The sequence below is a fragment of the Nocardia sp. NPDC059236 genome (assembly GCF_042754085.1).
Lineage (GTDB): Bacteria > Actinomycetota > Actinomycetes > Mycobacteriales > Mycobacteriaceae > Nocardia.
In genome coordinates, this window is the sequence record NZ_JBHZAF010000010.1 from 183,445 (window position 1) to 199,398 (window position 15,954).

Here is a 15,954-nt window from a genome sequence, read left to right on the forward strand (position 1 = left end):
ATTGCCAGCGGGGGAGCGCATCCTGTACGCCGACGGCGGGCGAACGGGAACAGAAGGTGGCACAGTTTGATTCGGATCAGGCTGCTGGGGACGGTGGAGGTGATCTCCGGCGATGGGGTGATTGCCGGGGTGCGCGGGACGCGGCTGTCGGCGCTGCTGGCCATGCTGGCGCTCGAGGCCGGGAATGTGGTCCCGGTATCGAGGCTGATCGATGCGGTGTGGGGTGAGCAGATGCCTGTCTCACCCGAGAATTCGCTGCAAACCTTGGTGAAACGGCTGCGGGCGATCACCGGGCAGGACGCTGTGGTGTGGGTGGAACCGGGATACCTGCTGGCGGTCGAACCCGAAGCGGTGGATGCGATTCGGTTCGCGCGATTGCTCGACGCCGGGCGCGATGCGCTGTCGGAGGGCAGGCCGGACGATGCCGTGGTGGCATTGGATCGGGCGCTGGGACTGTGCCGCGGCCCGGCGCTCGGCGAGGTCGTCGAGACCGCGGCGCTGCGCGTCGCGGCCGAGGTGCTCGCCGAGCGGCGGCTGACGGCGATCGAGTTGCACGCCGATGCCTTCCTCGCGCTCGGACGGGCCGCGGAGGTCGTGCGGGGGCTGGCCGCGGAGTCGGCCGCACACCCGTTCCGGGAGTCGCTCGCGGCTCGCCTGGTGACGGCGCTGGCCGCCGCCGGGCGCACATCCGATGCGCTGCAGGAGTTTCGTCGCATCGAGCGGTTGCTGCGCACCGAACGCGGCGTCGAACCGTCGGCGGTGCTGCGCCGCGCGGTCGCGGAACTCGATCTGCCATCCGAACCGCCCCGCGCCGCCCGCGGCGTGCCGGCGTCGCCTCGCCGGCTCACCAGCTTCGTCGGACGCGTCACGGAGGTCCCCGAGATCGCTGGGTTGCTCCAGCGGCACCGGCTGGTGACGCTGGTCGGCCCCGGCGGTATCGGCAAGACCAGGCTGGCCACCGAACTGGTACTCGCACGTCCCGAACAGTGGCCGGACGGAGTCGCTTTCGCCGAACTGTCGGCGGTCACGCCGGAACGCCCGGGCGCCAAAGGCCGGAATGCGGTTGCGGCAGCGGTTTTCGCCGCCGTCGCACCGGGCGTGATCACCGATGAGCCCGGCCAGGACTGGATCGATCTGCTGGTCCGTATGCTGGGGCAACGGCGGATGCTGCTCATTCTGGACAATTGCGAGCACCTGATCGCCGCGGCGGCCGACTTGGTGGCCGATCTGCTGGATCGGCTTCCGCTGCTGACGGTTCTCGCGACCAGTCGTCGGCTGCTGTCGGTGGATTGTGAACAGCTGTACCCGGTGCGGGCCCTGCCTGTACCCGTGGTGGCAGCGACCGTCGAGGAGGTCGCCACCTGTACCGCCGTCCGGCTGTTCCTGGATCGCGCAATCGCGGTGCGGCCGGATTTCGAACTGTCCGAGGACAATTGCCGTGCGGTCGCGGCCGTCGTGCGCAGGCTCGACGGGGTGCCGCTGGCGCTCGAGCTCGCCGCCGCCAGGCTGCACGGCCTGTCACCACAGGCGCTCGCCGACCGGCTCGACGATCGTTTCGGCCTGCTGGCCAACGGATCCCGCGGGGCGGTGCCTCGGCATCGCTCGCTGCGGGCAATGGTCGCCTGGAGCTGGGAGCTGCTGCCCGCCGCCGATGCCGAGTTGGCCCGCCGCGTTTCGGTTTTCGCCGGCGGCGCAACCTTGGAGGCTGTCGTGGGGGTGTGCGGAACAGACTTCGACGATGCCGAGGCCGTCGCCGATCGGCTGGCCGGACTGGTCGCGATGTCACTGGTGGAATTCGACGGCCGGCGTTATCGGATGCTCGACACCATTCGCGCCTACGCGGCGGAGGAACTGACCCGGGTGGGCGAGACCGAGCGGTGGGAACGCGCGCATGCCGCGTGGTTCGTCGACTTCAGCGAGGTCGGCGCGCGGGAATTGCGTGGGGCCGCCCAGCACGAATGGCTGCACCGATTCGCCGCCGAACACGGCAACTGTGAAGCGGCTCTGGGCTGGGCGGTGCGGCATCAGGCACCGGAATTCGCGGTGCGGCTGTTCGGTGATCTGGCCTTGTACTGGTTGCTGCGCGGACAGCGAACCCAGATGTCGGCCTGGCGATCCGAGGTGCTCGGCGTCGCAGGCGCGCGGATACCGCCCGGCTGCACGGGATCGTTTCTGATGTGCCGGTACGCCGAAGAATTCCCGGACCCGACGATGGCAGTCGTAGCGGAGTCGATCTCCGACACTTCCGCGGAATTCGAACAACTGATTCGGGTGGCGATGGCCGAACCACGCGGCGTGCATCCGTACTTCGTGCTGATCCTGGCTTTGCGGGAGCATCACCGTGGCGATCCGAGTCTGCTCGACCGCTGCGCGATCGACGAGGACGGCGGACTACGCGGCTATGCGCTGATGCTGCGGGCGTTCGAGGATGTCGACGCCAAGCCGATCGCGCACATCTTCACCGACCTCGAAACGGCCGTGGACTGCCTGAGCGAATCCGGTGACCCGCGCACGCTGAGCACGGCGTTGCTCACGTTGGCGCAACTGCGCACCATCTGGCACGGAGTCCGCTGCGCCGCGCCGTTGATCAGCCGTGCGACGGAGCTGCTGACCGCCGAACTGAGTGCCGATGTGCAGTTCCGAACGTTGGCCGGCGCCGCGAACCTGTATCTCGCCGACGGCGATATCGCGGGTGCCGCCGGTTACCTCGCCCGGGCCGACCGGATCGATCCCGCAGAGCTGACCAACGGCCTGGTCAACGACCGGCGTCTGATCCTGGGCCACCTGGCGTGGCGGGAAGGGCGGACCAACCGCGCACTCGATCTCTTCGGACAGGTTTTCGCGGATACAGTGCCGATCACCGCCCACCGCAGTCTCCTTCGCATGTATTCGCCGGTCTATTGGCGTGTCACCTACGCGACCGTATTGCTGGAGGCGGGCCGGACAGGTCCGGCCGTCGACCATTTGCGGATCGGTCGAGAGGATGCGATCTCCGTGAGCCCGCTGTTGCTGTTGGACATGGCTTTCGGGCATGCGCTGGCGGCTCTCGCCTTGGGCCTGCCCGAGCTGGCCGCGCGGATCATCGGCATCCTGCGACGGGAGTACCGGCGCGAGGGCCGCACGGTGCTCGGACCAGACGGCGAGCGAGCGCTGGCGCTGGCCCGGAACGTACTCGGCGACAAGGCATTCGAGACGATCTCGGGCGAAGGCGACGACACCGCGCTGGAGGCGCTGCTCATCGAGGTCGAACACGCCGCGCTCGCCGTTGCGGACGCTACGAGATGAGCCCCCGGTTGCCTCGGCCCCAGGTCGCGCTCATCACGACCGCGCGGATCCGCCAGTCGCCCGCCGCGCGGGTCAGATCGAACCGATAGGTTCCGCCCAATGTCCATGTCGGCGCGCCGAATCGATCGGCGAGGATGTGCGTCGCCTGGAAGTAGGCGGTGCAGACGGCGGTGTCGCCGTCCACGGTCACCAGGTGGTTGGAGATCATGTGGTGGGTCGCGTCGAACTTGCCCAGCACCTGCGACCACGCGGCGCCGATCTGCGCGGGTGTCAGCGTCACCGGCTCGCCGCCGTTGAGGCTGGTGTAGTCCAGGACGGCCTCCTGGGTGAAGACCTCGCCCAGCCGGTCCCAGTCCCGGTGATCGGCGAGCCAGGCCATGAGGGAGCAAGTCCCGATGATGTCGAGCCGATCCTGCACAGCGCTCATGATGTCGAGTTCTCCTGTCGTGGTGGATGATTCGTCTCAGGCCAGATGGCGGTCGAGCCAGCGCAGGGCGTGGCCGACGGCCTCGGAGACGTAAGGGTCCTGGTCGTAGAGTTCGATGTGGTTGCTGGTCTCGATCCAGACCAGCTCCTTCTCCCCGCGGGCGGCATCGTGGACCTGGCGGGCATATTCCGGCAGCAGTGCGGTATCCCCGGTGCCGTGGATGATCTGCAGCGGGGTGGGCGCGACCAGCGGGGCGTGCACGATCGAGTTGTAGATGAAATACGGTTCGAGTGAATCCGCGGTCAGTGTCCGCGGCCAATTGGGTGCTTCGGTCCTGCTGGTGCGGTCGTAGTAGCCGTACGCCTCCGGGTTCGGCATGACCGCCACCGGAATCTGCTCGGTCAGCTCCTCGGCAATGGTTGGTATGTAAGCGATCTCGCCGGTCTCGTACTGGCGCTGGACCAGATCGTTGACCCGCCGGAAGTAGGCCGCGAAGCCTTCGATGCCGAGGCCCTGCTGAAAGGTCCCGCCGATGTTGTACCCGCCGGCGATGCTCACCACGGCCCTCAGCCGCTTGTCCCGGGCTCCGACGGAGACGGCATAGCCTCCACCCATGCAGACACCCACGGCCGCAATCCGTTCCGGATCCACATCCGGCCGTGTGAGTAGATAGCTGATGGCGTTCGCATAGTCGGCGATGACCAGATTGGGGTCGTAGCGATGGCGTGGTTCCCCTTCGCTCTCACCGAAATTGCGGGGATCGAAGGTCAGCACCGTGTATCCGGCGTCACTGAACCGCTCGGCGTAGTGCGGCAGCGTCTGTTCCTTGACGCTGCTGATCGGCCCGCACATCACCACACCCGGCGTACGTTCGCCGGGCACTGCCGTCGGCGGCCGGTACAGATGGCCGGCCAGGGTCGCAGTCCCGCTGGCGAATCGGACCGGCTCACGCCGGGTGGGATCGGCGTGCAGGAATCGCTGTGCCATGGTCATCGAGGTTCCTTTCGTGATGCGTCGTGGTCAGGCGTGCGCGGCGACGACGCGCGGGTTCGCCGCGACGGTGCCGGGGCATGGCGCCGGACAGGGCGGGGCGCCGGTGAGGGTGCTCAGTGCGCCCCGATGCCGGGCGCTGCTGAGCACCGCGACGAGTTCGAGGGCGAGCACGATCACGCCGTAGCCGAAGGCCGTGGCGGACAGGTCGAATCGGCTCAGGCAGAGTCCGGCGAGGACGGCGGGCAGGCTGAACGCGAGGTACGCCGCCACATAGGTCGCCGTGATCACCTCGGCTCGCCGATCGGCCTCGGTCAACCCGGTGAGCATCCGCAGGATGCCGGTGAAGGTCGGTCCGGTGCCGAGTCCGGCGATACTGCTGCCGACGAGGAACAGCCACACCTCATGCGTCGCGACGCCGGTCAAGGCGATCACGACTCCCGTGACCAGGAAGGCCGGGCCTCGGCCCAGTGCCCGCTCGATGGACCAGTTGCGGGTGAAGACGGCGGCGGTGAGCGACGCGCCTTGCAGCGCGACGATCACCAGCCCGCCGGCCAGCGGGCTGTTCAGATGGAACTGCGCGCGCATGAGCGCCCCACCGAGCGACAGATACAGCCCGCCCAGCGCCCAGGTGGCGACGATGGACGGCAGTAGCGTCCGGAAGACCGACCGGACCGATTGCGGCACCGAGACTTTCGGAATCAGCGAGTCCAGCGCACGACCGTCCGGCGCGGCCGTCTCGGGCATCATCGTGACGCCCACGATCAGCACCAGATAGGCAGCCGCCAGTAGCCAGAACACCAGGTGGGTGGGTGCCGGCGCGTAGGTCACCAGCAGTCCGCAGGCCATCGCGCCCGCGGCCGACCCGGCTCCGGCGGCCACACTGGACATCAGGACGCCCAGCCGTGAACCCGGCGGTTGCAGATCGATCAATGCCGCGCTGATCGCTCCGGTGGACAGCCCGGCCGCGATGCCCTGAATGCCGCGCGCTACGAAAAGCCATGCCACCGACTGCGCCTCGGCGAAGATCAGCGTCCCGGCCAGCGCCGTCACCGCGGCGGCGAACAGCACCGGCCGGCGTCCGATGTGGTCGGACAGCGATCCGGCCACCAACAGAGTGGCGAGCAGGGCAAGGACATTGATCGCGTACACGCCCGTCGATACCAGCGAGGAGTAATGCCACTGCTGCTGATAGACGGGATACAGCGGCGACGGCGCCGAGGAAGCGAACAGCATCAGGGCCAGTGCGGCCACCAGTACCCAGAACGCCGCCATGCGCGGAAGTCGATAGCTCGCGGCACGGGCGGCCCTCCCGGGGCCGGGCCGGATCATATTGTCCACCATGCCCGCAAGACTGATCGCGGCCACTGATACCGGACTGTCGCCGGGTGCCAGTCCCGTGTCCGCAGGGCCGGTGAGTGTGGTCGACATGACGAATACCGACAATGTCAGCCGGCTCGAGTTTTCCGTTCTTCCGGACCGGGATGCTCTCGAGATCGCCCCGGGGCGGCTCTACATCGACGGCCGGTGGGTCGATTCCGATTCCGATGCGCGCTGGCAGCACCTCAGCCCCGCGACCAACGAGGAGGTCACCACCATTGCCGACGCCTCGGCCGCCGATGTCGATCGGGCCGTCAGCGCGGCGCGGCGAGCCTTCGACGAGGGCCCGTGGCCGCGGCTGCGGGCCAAGGAGCGCAAGGCGATCCTCGAACCCCTGGTGCGATTGCTGCGCGAGGTCGCACCACGGCTGAGCAGGATCCAGACGCTAGAGAACGGCATGCCGATCTCTTTCACCACCCAGTACCGGCTCTCGGCCGAGGTCGCCGCGGACGTGTTCGATCACCACCTCGGCTGGATCGACAAACTCGGCGGGGAGACCTATCCGCAGTACACCGAGCGAAGTGACCTGCAGTACCTGAGTTTCCGCGAACCGGTCGGCGTGGTCGGGGCCATCGTGCCCTGGAACGCGCCGGTGCTGCAGCTGGCCAACAAGGTCGCACCCGCGCTGGCCGCCGGCTGCACGGTCGTGCTCAAACCCTCCGAATATGCGAGCCTCAGCAGCCTCGCGATCACCGAACTGATCGATCAATTGGATTTGCCGCCCGGCGTTTTCAATCTCGTCACCGGCGTCGGTGCCAAGTCCGGCGAGGCGCTGATCACCCATCCCGGCGTCGACAAGATCAGCTTCACGGGCAGTCGCGGGGTTGGCGGCCGCATTCTCGAGGCCAGCGGGCGGGACATCAAACGCGTCACCCTGGAGCTCGGCGGCAAGAGCCCCAGCCTGATCTTCCCCGACGCGGACGTCCGCGAGGCCGGGAAGGCGGTGATGCGCATGATCGCGCTGGGCATGTCCGGACAGCAGTGCACCGCCCAGACCCGGGCCCTCGTGCACGTCGACTGCTACGACGAATTCCTCGACGGCGCACGGGAGATCGCGGCATCGGTGCGGTACGGCGACCCGTTCGACCCGGCCACGAACGCGTCACCGCTGATCAACAAGCAGCAACTGGTGAAGGTGCTGGACTACATCGAGTCCGGCATCGCCGAGGGGGCGCACCTGCTGCTCGGCGGCGATCGGCCGAGCGATGCGCTGAGCGCCGGCAACTATCTGAACCCGACCATCTTCACCCAGGTCGACAACGGCATCCGGTTGGCACAGGAGGAGATCTTCGGGCCGGTGCTGGCCGTCATCCCGTTCAGCGACGAGGACGAGGCGGTCCGGATCGCCAACGACACCGAATACGGCCTCGCCGCAGGCATTTACACCGCCGACATCGGGCGCGCCTTCCGGTTGGCTCGCCGCATCCGCACCGGAGCGGTCGGCATCAACGGCTACACCTTCATGCCCAATGCCCCGATCGGCGGGTACAAGACCTCGGGGTTGGGCCGGGAGGGCGGGCGCACCGCGCTGGAGGCCTACACCGAGCAGAAGACCGTCATGATCGAGACGAGCGCTTGATCGCTCGACCACCGCATGGCCGCACCGAGATGACCGCACTCGTCGTCGACTACCTCGAACTGCTGTGGAATCGGGGCCGCGCCGATCTGGCCGATCGCTTCGTCGCCGACGAGCTGGTCGAGCACGGTCCGAGCCTGCCCGACGGCCGCCGGGCATTGATCGAGCTGATCAGCGGTGTGCGGCAGCGGTTCCCGCACGCCCGGTTCGACCTGCGCCGTATCGCCGCCACCGGAGATCTGGTGTTCGCGCACAGCCTCTTCACAACCGGACCGGGGGATCGCGGCACGGTGGTCGTGGATGTCTTCCGCATCCAGGATGCCCTGATCGTCGAACACTGGCAGGTGCGCGAACGGGTGCCCGCCAGTGTCGTCGGCGGCCACCCCGTCGTCTGAATCCCGTTCGACAGCGGCCACGGATTCCAGTGATCATGGACGGGAGGTCATGTGGAGGTGTCACGTGGTGCAGGTGAGGGTGCTGGGCCCGGTCTCGGTGATCGCGGCCGACGGGCGCGAGTTCGCGGTCATCGGCCCACGGTTGCGAAGCTTGCTGGCGCTGCTGGCACTTCGCGCCGGGACGACGGTTCCGACCGGGCTGCTGATCGACGGGATCTGGGACGGGGATCCGCCGGCGCGAGTCGAGAATGCGCTCCAGGCCCTGGTGAGCCGACTGCGTGCGGCAGTCGGCTCACATCGCGTGGTGAAGGACGGAACGGGCTATCTACTGGCGGTCGAACCGGACGCGGTCGACGCGTGCCGGTTCGACCGGCTGCTCGGTGAGGCTCGGCGGCTGGGATCGGCCGGGCGGCATGAGCCCGCCCTCCGCGCGGTGGATCTGGCTCTGGCACAGTGGCGTTCGGACGCGCTCGCCGGCGTGGTCGACTCGGCCGACATGCGCTCGACGGTCACCGAGCTGACCGAGCGGCGACTGGCGGCGATCGAGCTGCGCGCCGATCTCCTGCTCACGCTCGGCCGGGCCGGCGAGGCCCTGCCCGAACTGGCCCAACACTGTACGGCGCACCCCTTCCGGGAAACCCTTGCCGCCCGGCGCATCACAGCACTCGCCGCCGCGGGCCGGAAGTCGGAGGCCTTCGACGTCTACCGGCACACGGCCGAACTGGTGCGCCGTGAACTCGGCGCCGAATCCGGCCCGGCGTTGCAGGCGGCACTGACCTCCATCGATGCGGGTGCGGCCGTCGAATCGGACCACCCGCCACATCCGACGCCGGCTGGACCGAGGCAGATCGAGCCGGACTCGCAACTGATACAACAGGATTCGGCGCGATCGGTGCTGGAATCGGCAGTCGGATCGCCGGAATCATCAGCGGGAGCGCCCCTCGCGCGGGGGCGGGGAGTGCCGCGACGCTGGACCAGCTTCGTCGACCGGGGACACGATCTCGACCAGCTCACCCGGACGCTCCGCGACTCCGCGCTGGTGACCCTGACCGGGACGGGCGGCGTCGGCAAGACCCGGCTGGCGACGGAACTCGCTGCGGTCCAGTCGGATTGGCCCGACGGCTGCGTTTTCGCCGACCTCGCGGGCATCGCACCCCAGCGCGAAGACGACGCGTCGACGCCGACCGCGGTTCCGGCCGTCCTGCTGTCCGCCCTGGGCATCGGCGGATCCAGCGACGACGCGGACTGGCGCGCGGTGCTGCACCGATCGGTGGGGCACGGCCGAATGCTGGTGATCCTGGACAACTGTGAGCACGTGATCGACGCGGCCGCCGAGTTGGCCGCGTTCCTGCTGTGCCATTTCCCCCTGCTGACGGTGCTGGCCACCAGTCGTGAGCCGCTCGGCGTCGACGGCGAAAACTTGTACCCGGTAAGGGCTTTGGCGGTGCCGGAGCCCGGAGCGTCGGTGGAGGTCGCCGCCGAAGCCGCCGCCGTCCAGCTATTCGTGGACCGCGCCCGCGCGGTGCGACCGGACTTCCGGCTGACCGACTCCGAATGCGCCGATATCGTGTCCATCGTGTGCTGCCTCGACGGGCTGCCGCTGGCGATCGAACTCGCCGCCGCCCGCCTGCACGCCCTGCCGGTACGTCATCTGGCCGACCGGCTGCCCCACCGATTCCGCCTCTTGGACTCGCTCGGCCGCAACGTATCAGCCCGGCATCGCACGCTGCATGCCGTGGTGTCCTGGAGCTGGAACCTGCTCACCGGTGCAGAGGTCGAATTGGCGCGCAGGCTGGCCGTCTTCGCCGATGGCGCCACGCTCGACGCCATCCTCGCGGTATGCGGCGGCGAGGACACCGCGGATACCCTGACGGCGCTGGTCGCCAAGTCCCTCGTCGAGTTCGACGGCGCGCGATACCGGATGGTGGAAACGATTCGCGCCTACGCCGCATCGGAATTGGACGCGGCCGGCGAGAGTCGGCGACTGGCGGACGCCCACGCCGACCATTTCCTCGCTCTGGTGCGGGACGCGGCACCACGGCTGCTCGATGCGCGGCAGCAACAGGCGACGCGCCTGCTCACCATCGAACACGCCAACTGCCTGGCCGCCTTGGAATGGGCGGTGCGCACCGGGGACGGCGAGTGTGCGGTCGGTCTGTACGGCGGCCTGATCTGGCATTGGCTGCTGTGCGGGCTCCGTGGCGAGGCCCTGGCCTGGCAACCGCGGGTGCTGGCGCTGTTCGGTGCGGGTCCGCCGCCGGGCCGCGCCGCGGATTTTCTCGCCGTCCGCTACGCGCACCAGCTGCCCGCGTACCACGAGCCATTGTGGTGGGGCCAAATACCCGATCGCTCAGGCGAATTCGATGAGCTGGTGCGGACCGCCATGGGCGAGTCGCGGCCGCCGCATCCGATCTTCGTGCTGCTGCTGGCACTTCGCGACCGGCACCGTGGTGCCGGCGAGCTGTTGAACCAGTGCCTCACCGCCGACGACACCTGGTTGCGCGGCAATGCGCTGGTGCTGCGCGCACTGGACGAAATCGGCGGTGACACAGAGTCGTTCGAGCGCTGCGTGGCCGACCTCGAGGCGGCCATCAGCATGCTGGAGAGTCTGGGCGAGCCGCGCGGGGTGAGCCGGGCGCTGCTGCACCTGGCCCACCACAGGATCGAATCCGCGGGGCTCGCCGCGGGTGCTCCCCTCATCGCCCGGGCCGCCGAACTGCTGACCCCGGGCCTGGGGGCCGAGGAGGTCGTGGGTGTGCTGCGCCGCGCCGCACAGTTGCATCTGCGGGAGAACGACGTGGACGGTGGCGCCGCCTACCTCGCGTCCGCCCGGAGGTGGGTGGATACCCAGGTGCCCGATGGAACGGCGCAGTGGCTGCGCGTCGCCGAGGCCGATCTGGCGCTGCGGCAAGGCGAACCGGGCACGGCGATCGAGCTGTACGGTCGATTGTTCGGCGACGACGGTCCGCTGCGCGGTGCCGACCGCAGTCCGGCCGCAGCATTGGCCACCGACGAGATCCTGGGGCGCACACACTATGCGATCGCACTGGTCGGAACGGGCCGAATCGGCGTTGCGACAAGGCAACTCGAGATCGCCCGCGACCTCGCCGCCACCGCCGCACCACGACTGCTCCCCGTCGTCGCCGTCGGCTGTGCGCTGGCCGCCCTCGCCATCGGCGCACCCGAGCCGGCCGCGCGCCTGCTGGGAGCCATCGACCAAGTGACCGGCCGCATCACGAACGGCAATCCCGGTCCCGACGTACGCCAGGCGTACGCCCTCGCCCGGAAAGCCATGGGACAGCAACGATTCCTGTCCGCCCTGAACGAAGGCCGGCGCACCCCCTGCGACCAGGTCAGCGTCCTATTCGAGCAGGCCCTGTACCAGCGCGCTGTCAGCTGACACCAGCGTCGCATCAGCGCCGCCCGGAAGTGTTGCGAGCATGGCGAACACCACCTCCTCATCCGACACGAGCAGGTGGAAGTAATGGCAGCCCCCATCGCTTCCACCCACGAATCCACCGGCGCCGGAACCCCGATCCGCAATTGGCTCGCCGTCGCAGCGGTATCCACCGCCACCTTCGCGATGGTCACCGTAGAGGCCATGCCGGTCGGCCTGCTCACCCCCATCGGTCACACCTTCGACGTCTCTCCCGGCGCGGTCGCATTGACGATCACACTGCCCGGACTCATGGCCGCGGCGGCCGCGACCACCCTGCCCGTCGCGATCGGAGGATCGGACCGGCGTACGGTCCTGCTCGGCCTGATCGGGCTCATGCTGGCCGCGACAGCGGTCTCGGCGCTGGCACCGGACTTCGCGATCCTGCTCGCCGCACGTGCCGTCGCCGGCATCGCCATCGGCGGCTTCTGGGCCCTGGCCGCCTCGTGCGCGGTCAGACTGGTTCACGCGCACCACATTCCACGAGCGATATCGCTCGCGTTCGGCGGTGCGACAGCGGCCAATGTACTGGGCGTGCCGGCCGCGACGCTGATCGGCAATCTGAGCGGCTGGCGCGTCGCCTTCGCCGCACTGGCCGGATTCGGCGCGGTGGTCGCCCTCGCGCTGCGGCTGCTGCTGCCGCCCCTGCCCGCCACCGAGGTGGTCCGCCCCCGCGCCCTGGCGCGGCAGTTGCGCACACCGGCCGTCCGCGCCGGCGTCATCGCCACATTCCTTCTGGTGGGCGGGCATTGGGCGGCATTCACCTTCGTCCGGCCCATGCTGCAGGACATCTCCGGTCTGGGCGCCGGGGCAATCGGGCCCGCACAGCTGGCCTTCGGCGTGGCGGGCGTGGCCGGAACGTTCGCGGGCGGCGCCGCCGCCGGCCGCGACCCGCGGCGCGCCCTGGTCGCCGCTGCCGCCCTGCTGGCGGTGACACTCGCACTCTTCCCGCTCATCGCGACCACACCGGTCAGCGGCATCGTGGCACTGCTGGTGTGGGGCACGGCATTCGGCGCGATTCCGGTCGGCGTGCAGACCTGGATCCTGCAGGCCGCCCCCGACCATCCCGAGGCCGCGACCGCCCTCAATACCGCCATGTACAACCTCGCCGTCGCCCTCGGTGCGCTCACCGGCGGCGTGATCGTCAGCTTCACATCGGTGACCGGGGTCCTCGTCACGGGCGCGCTGCTCGGCGTGACCGCCATCGCCGCGGTCATGATCGGCGGGCGGCAGCTGACACGGCGCGCCGGTGCCCTATCAGCGGCGTCGCCCACAGTCGAAGAATGAGCGAATAGCGGTTTTGACTTTTAACGAGTCTTTAACTAGGTTCCCTGTTGCACCTCGATAGGCGAGGCTCCTGCACGAACACAGGCCACTGATCTGACGACGTCGAGAGACGCCCAAGGTTAGGACAGATTTCTCCGGATCAAGGGGTAATCCAAAGTGGCTTTCCGATTCGGAACACGTCGTGCAGTGCCAAAACTCTGACGAGAGGGGTGTGCGTCCGGCCCCGAGAGTTCCGGGCGACCTCCCGCGTGCGTTGACGAATCGCGTTCTACCAGTGAGGAGGTCGGGTAGCAAGATGGCACCCGATGATGACCCGGGATCTCCGGGTCGGCCCCTCCGCCTCGGTCCGGGCCGCTAGCCAGCACACCAACATCGCGTCGATATCTCGACGCGCGTAATTCTCCGATATCACGATGCCGCCCGCGCGGCACCGGACTATTCGCATGCACATTTCACGAATGAATTCGGAGATTCGCATATATATCCGACCCGTCGGCACCACCGTGCCCGACGGTATTCGATGCTGCCCGGAAACCGATGCGGGCAGCGGTATCCCGAGGGGAAACATCCCGATGAGAATTCGCTTGCTCGCATTCGCCACCGCGGCGATGACCGCCGCCGGACTGGTCGCCCCTGCCGCCGCTTCGGCCGCGGCGCCCGGACCGGACGTCCGGCTCGCCGACGCTGTGACAGCTCAGGCCGTGTCCGGCGACGCCCGGATCGTGGACCGATCGGTGGTGCTGCGCACCGACCTCGGCACGCTCCGAACCACCACCGACCAGCTGCAGATCCTCGACCCGCAGGGCGTGGTGGTGGGGGCGATCCCGCTGACCATCACGAAGCAGGACACGACGTACCCGATCGACGCCCGCATCGACGGCGACAGCGCCACCCTCACCCCGCGCCCGGCTCGGGCCCGACCGGTCAGCACCGAGGAACGACGCATCGCCGCGGAGCTGCACGCCGCCGCGAAGGCGCAAGCCGAAGGCCCTGCGGCACAGCAGATTGCCGATCCCGACAGCTTCGAGGATCGGATGAATACCGCCTTCCAGAATGTCAACAACGAGCTCACCGTGGCCCTGGCGGTGGGCACGCTGCTGGGTGCCGTCATCGGAGCGCCGCTGGGCTGCGTCCTGCTGGGCGCGGGTCAGGGACTCGCGGTCGGCGCATTGACGTTGGGCACGTTGGCGATTCCCGGCGCCGTCACCGGCTGTCTGGAGGGCGCGGTGGCCGGGGCCGGAATAGGCGTCGTGGTTTTCAACCTGCTCATCGGCGCACCGGCGGTGCTGGCCTCGGCCGTGCACGCCTACAACGTCATGACCGCACCGCCCGCGGTCGCCGCCGAATCGACCAACTGAGTTGCGACGAAGCCGCTCGGAGCGAGGTGAACAGCAATGACTCTTGAATTGGCAATTCCGGACCGCCCCAAGACGACTCCCGAGGTGCCGCGGGTACGCGGCCGGCTCCGAGCGGTGGACTACCTGATCATCGGCGCGGGCGTGCTGCTGATCCTGCTGGTGCTGCGGCTGTTTCGGGACATGTCCGTGCCCTGGACGCCGGATACCGGAACCGAGGCCGTATCAACCGATCCCGCGAACCTGCCTTATTACGCGGCCCGCACCACGCTGCGCATGTTCATCGGCCTGGCGGCGTCCATCCTCTTCACACTGATCGTCGGCCAGTGGGCGGCGCGCTCGCGGCGGGCCGAGAAGGTGCTCATCCCGGCGCTCGATGTGCTGCAGTCGGTACCGGTGCTGGCCCTGGTCTCGATCACGGTCACCGCGTTCGTGGGCCTGTTCCACGGCTCGTATCTGGGCGCGGAGGCGGCGTGCATCTTCGCCATCTTCACCGCGCAGGCCTGGAACATGACCTTCGCCTATTACCAGGCGCTGCGCAATATGCCCCGGGAGCTGGATGATGCGGCCCGCATGATGCGGCTCACCCGCTGGCAGCGGCTGTGGCAGCTGGAAGTGCCGACGGCCATGGTGCCGATGATCTGGAACGGCATGATGAGCTTCGGCGGCGCGTGGTTCATGCTCGCGGCCTCGGAGGTCATCACGGTATCCGGCCGGGACGAGGCGCTGCCCGGCATGGGTAGCTTCATCGCGGCGGCCACCTCCGCGGCCCAGGTCGGCAATCTCGTAGTGGGTGCGCTGGTCATGGTGCTCACCATCGTCTCGGTGAACGTGGTGTTCTGGCGGCCGCTCACGGCGTGGTCGGAGCGATTCCGGGTGGAGCACACCGAAAGTGCGCAGGCCCCACGGAGTCTGGTGCTCGACCTGCTGCGGCACAGCACGGTGCCGGGCCGGCTGGCCCGGGTGCTACGGCCGGTCGGTGAGCGGGTCGATCGCCTCATGCGGGTCTTCGGGCGCAGCACCCGTTCCGCCTACGACGAGCGCGCGGGCAGCCGCATCGGCGATGTGCTCTTCTTCGGACTGCTCTTCGCCGCGCTCGCCTGGGGCACCTGGGCCCTCGCTTCCTATTTCGAAAGAACCGTGGGCCTGGCCGAATTCGGGCCGACCTCGCTGATGGGGCTGGCCAGCCTCGGCCGCGTGATAGTGCTGCTGGTGGTCTCCACCATCGTGTGGGTGCCGGTCGGCGTGTGGATCGGGATGAATCCGCGCATCTGCCGGTTCGCACAGCCGGTGGTGCAGGTGCTGGCCAGTTTCCCGGCCCAGTTCTTGTTCATCTTCGTCATCGCGGCGCTCACCTACACCGGCATCTCACTGAATATCGGCGGCATCGCGCTGATGGCGCTGGGTGCGCAGTGGTACGTGCTGTTCAATGTGATCGCGGCGGCCGGGCAGATCCCGACGGACCTGCGCGAGGCCATGGACGATCTCGGCGTGCACGGGTGGCAGCGCTGGAAGTCGTTGATACTGCCCGCGATCGCGCCCGGCTACGTGGTCGGCGCGATCACCGCGTTCGGCGGCGCGTGGAACGCCACGCTGGTCGGCGAGGTCGTGGAGGCCGGGAACACGCATTTGGAGGCCTACGGCCTGGGCGCGTACATCACCAATGCCACCACCGACGACGTCTTCGCCAAGGTGCTGCTCGGCACCGTGGTGATGAGCGTGGTCACGGTGACCATCAACCGCCTGCTGTGGCGACGCCTGCAGCGCACCGCCGAACGGCGATTCTCGCTGAGCTGAAACACTTTTCGAAAGGAGGACACACC

Annotated in this window: 10 protein-coding genes and 1 riboswitch; of the genes, 7 read left to right on the top strand and 3 right to left on the bottom strand. The window is 68.7% G+C overall.

The window, feature by feature from the left end; translation table 11 throughout:
- Positions 1-66: 66 nt before the first annotated feature.
- Entirely contained in the window at positions 67-3,285 is a 3,219-nt protein-coding gene (locus ACFXIV_RS26420) for a BTAD domain-containing putative transcriptional regulator (protein ID WP_379398584.1), read from the top strand.
- Here the strand turns inward: ACFXIV_RS26420 and ACFXIV_RS26425 are convergent.
- The 3 genes from ACFXIV_RS26425 to ACFXIV_RS26435 are packed head-to-tail and all read right to left on the bottom strand — an operon-like array spanning position 3,275 to position 6,046.
- A complete protein-coding gene (locus ACFXIV_RS26425; RefSeq protein WP_379398586.1) occupies positions 3,275-3,712 on the bottom strand; it encodes a nuclear transport factor 2 family protein in 438 nt (145 codons plus the stop codon). The genes ACFXIV_RS26420 and ACFXIV_RS26425 overlap by 11 nt on opposite strands.
- Before the next feature lie 36 nt (positions 3,713-3,748).
- On the bottom strand, positions 3,749-4,705 hold the full coding sequence (locus ACFXIV_RS26430; RefSeq protein WP_379398588.1) for an alpha/beta hydrolase: 957 nt from the start codon (positions 4,703-4,705) through the stop codon (positions 3,749-3,751).
- Between the two features lie 27 nt (positions 4,706-4,732).
- On the bottom strand, positions 4,733-6,046 hold the full coding sequence (locus ACFXIV_RS26435; RefSeq protein WP_379398590.1) for an MFS transporter: 1,314 nt from the start codon (positions 6,044-6,046) through the stop codon (positions 4,733-4,735).
- Here ACFXIV_RS26435 and ACFXIV_RS26440 point away from each other — a divergent pair.
- From ACFXIV_RS26440 to ACFXIV_RS26465, 6 genes are all read left to right on the top strand, one after another.
- Positions 6,045-7,661 carry an aldehyde dehydrogenase family protein gene (locus ACFXIV_RS26440; protein ID WP_379398592.1) on the top strand — a complete coding sequence of 539 codons (1,617 nt, stop codon included), beginning with the start codon at positions 6,045-6,047 and terminating at the stop codon, positions 7,659-7,661. The genes ACFXIV_RS26435 and ACFXIV_RS26440 overlap by 2 nt on opposite strands.
- Positions 7,662-7,690: 29 nt before the next feature.
- Entirely contained in the window at positions 7,691-8,053 is a 363-nt protein-coding gene (locus ACFXIV_RS26445; RefSeq protein ID WP_379398594.1) for a nuclear transport factor 2 family protein, read from the top strand.
- 64 nt (positions 8,054-8,117) lie between these two features.
- The gene (locus ACFXIV_RS26450; protein WP_379421337.1) at positions 8,118-11,453 is read left to right on the top strand and encodes a BTAD domain-containing putative transcriptional regulator; all 3,336 of its coding nucleotides are present in this window, start codon (positions 8,118-8,120) and stop codon (positions 11,451-11,453) included.
- 84 nt (positions 11,454-11,537) lie between these two features.
- Entirely contained in the window at positions 11,538-12,776 is a 1,239-nt protein-coding gene (locus ACFXIV_RS26455; protein WP_379398597.1) for an MFS transporter, read from the top strand.
- A 46-nt stretch (positions 12,777-12,822) separates the two neighbouring features.
- A riboswitch (M-box (ykoK) riboswitch) is annotated at positions 12,823-12,992 on the top strand.
- Positions 12,993-13,348: 356 nt separating this feature from the next.
- Positions 13,349-14,134, top strand: a complete 786-nt coding sequence (locus ACFXIV_RS26460; protein WP_379398599.1) for a hypothetical protein — start codon at positions 13,349-13,351, stop codon at positions 14,132-14,134.
- Positions 14,135-14,170: 36 nt separating this feature from the next.
- Positions 14,171-15,928, top strand: coding sequence for an ABC transporter permease (locus ACFXIV_RS26465; protein ID WP_379398601.1), 1,758 nt, complete (start codon positions 14,171-14,173; stop codon positions 15,926-15,928).
- The last annotated feature ends 26 nt before the right edge of the window (positions 15,929-15,954 follow it).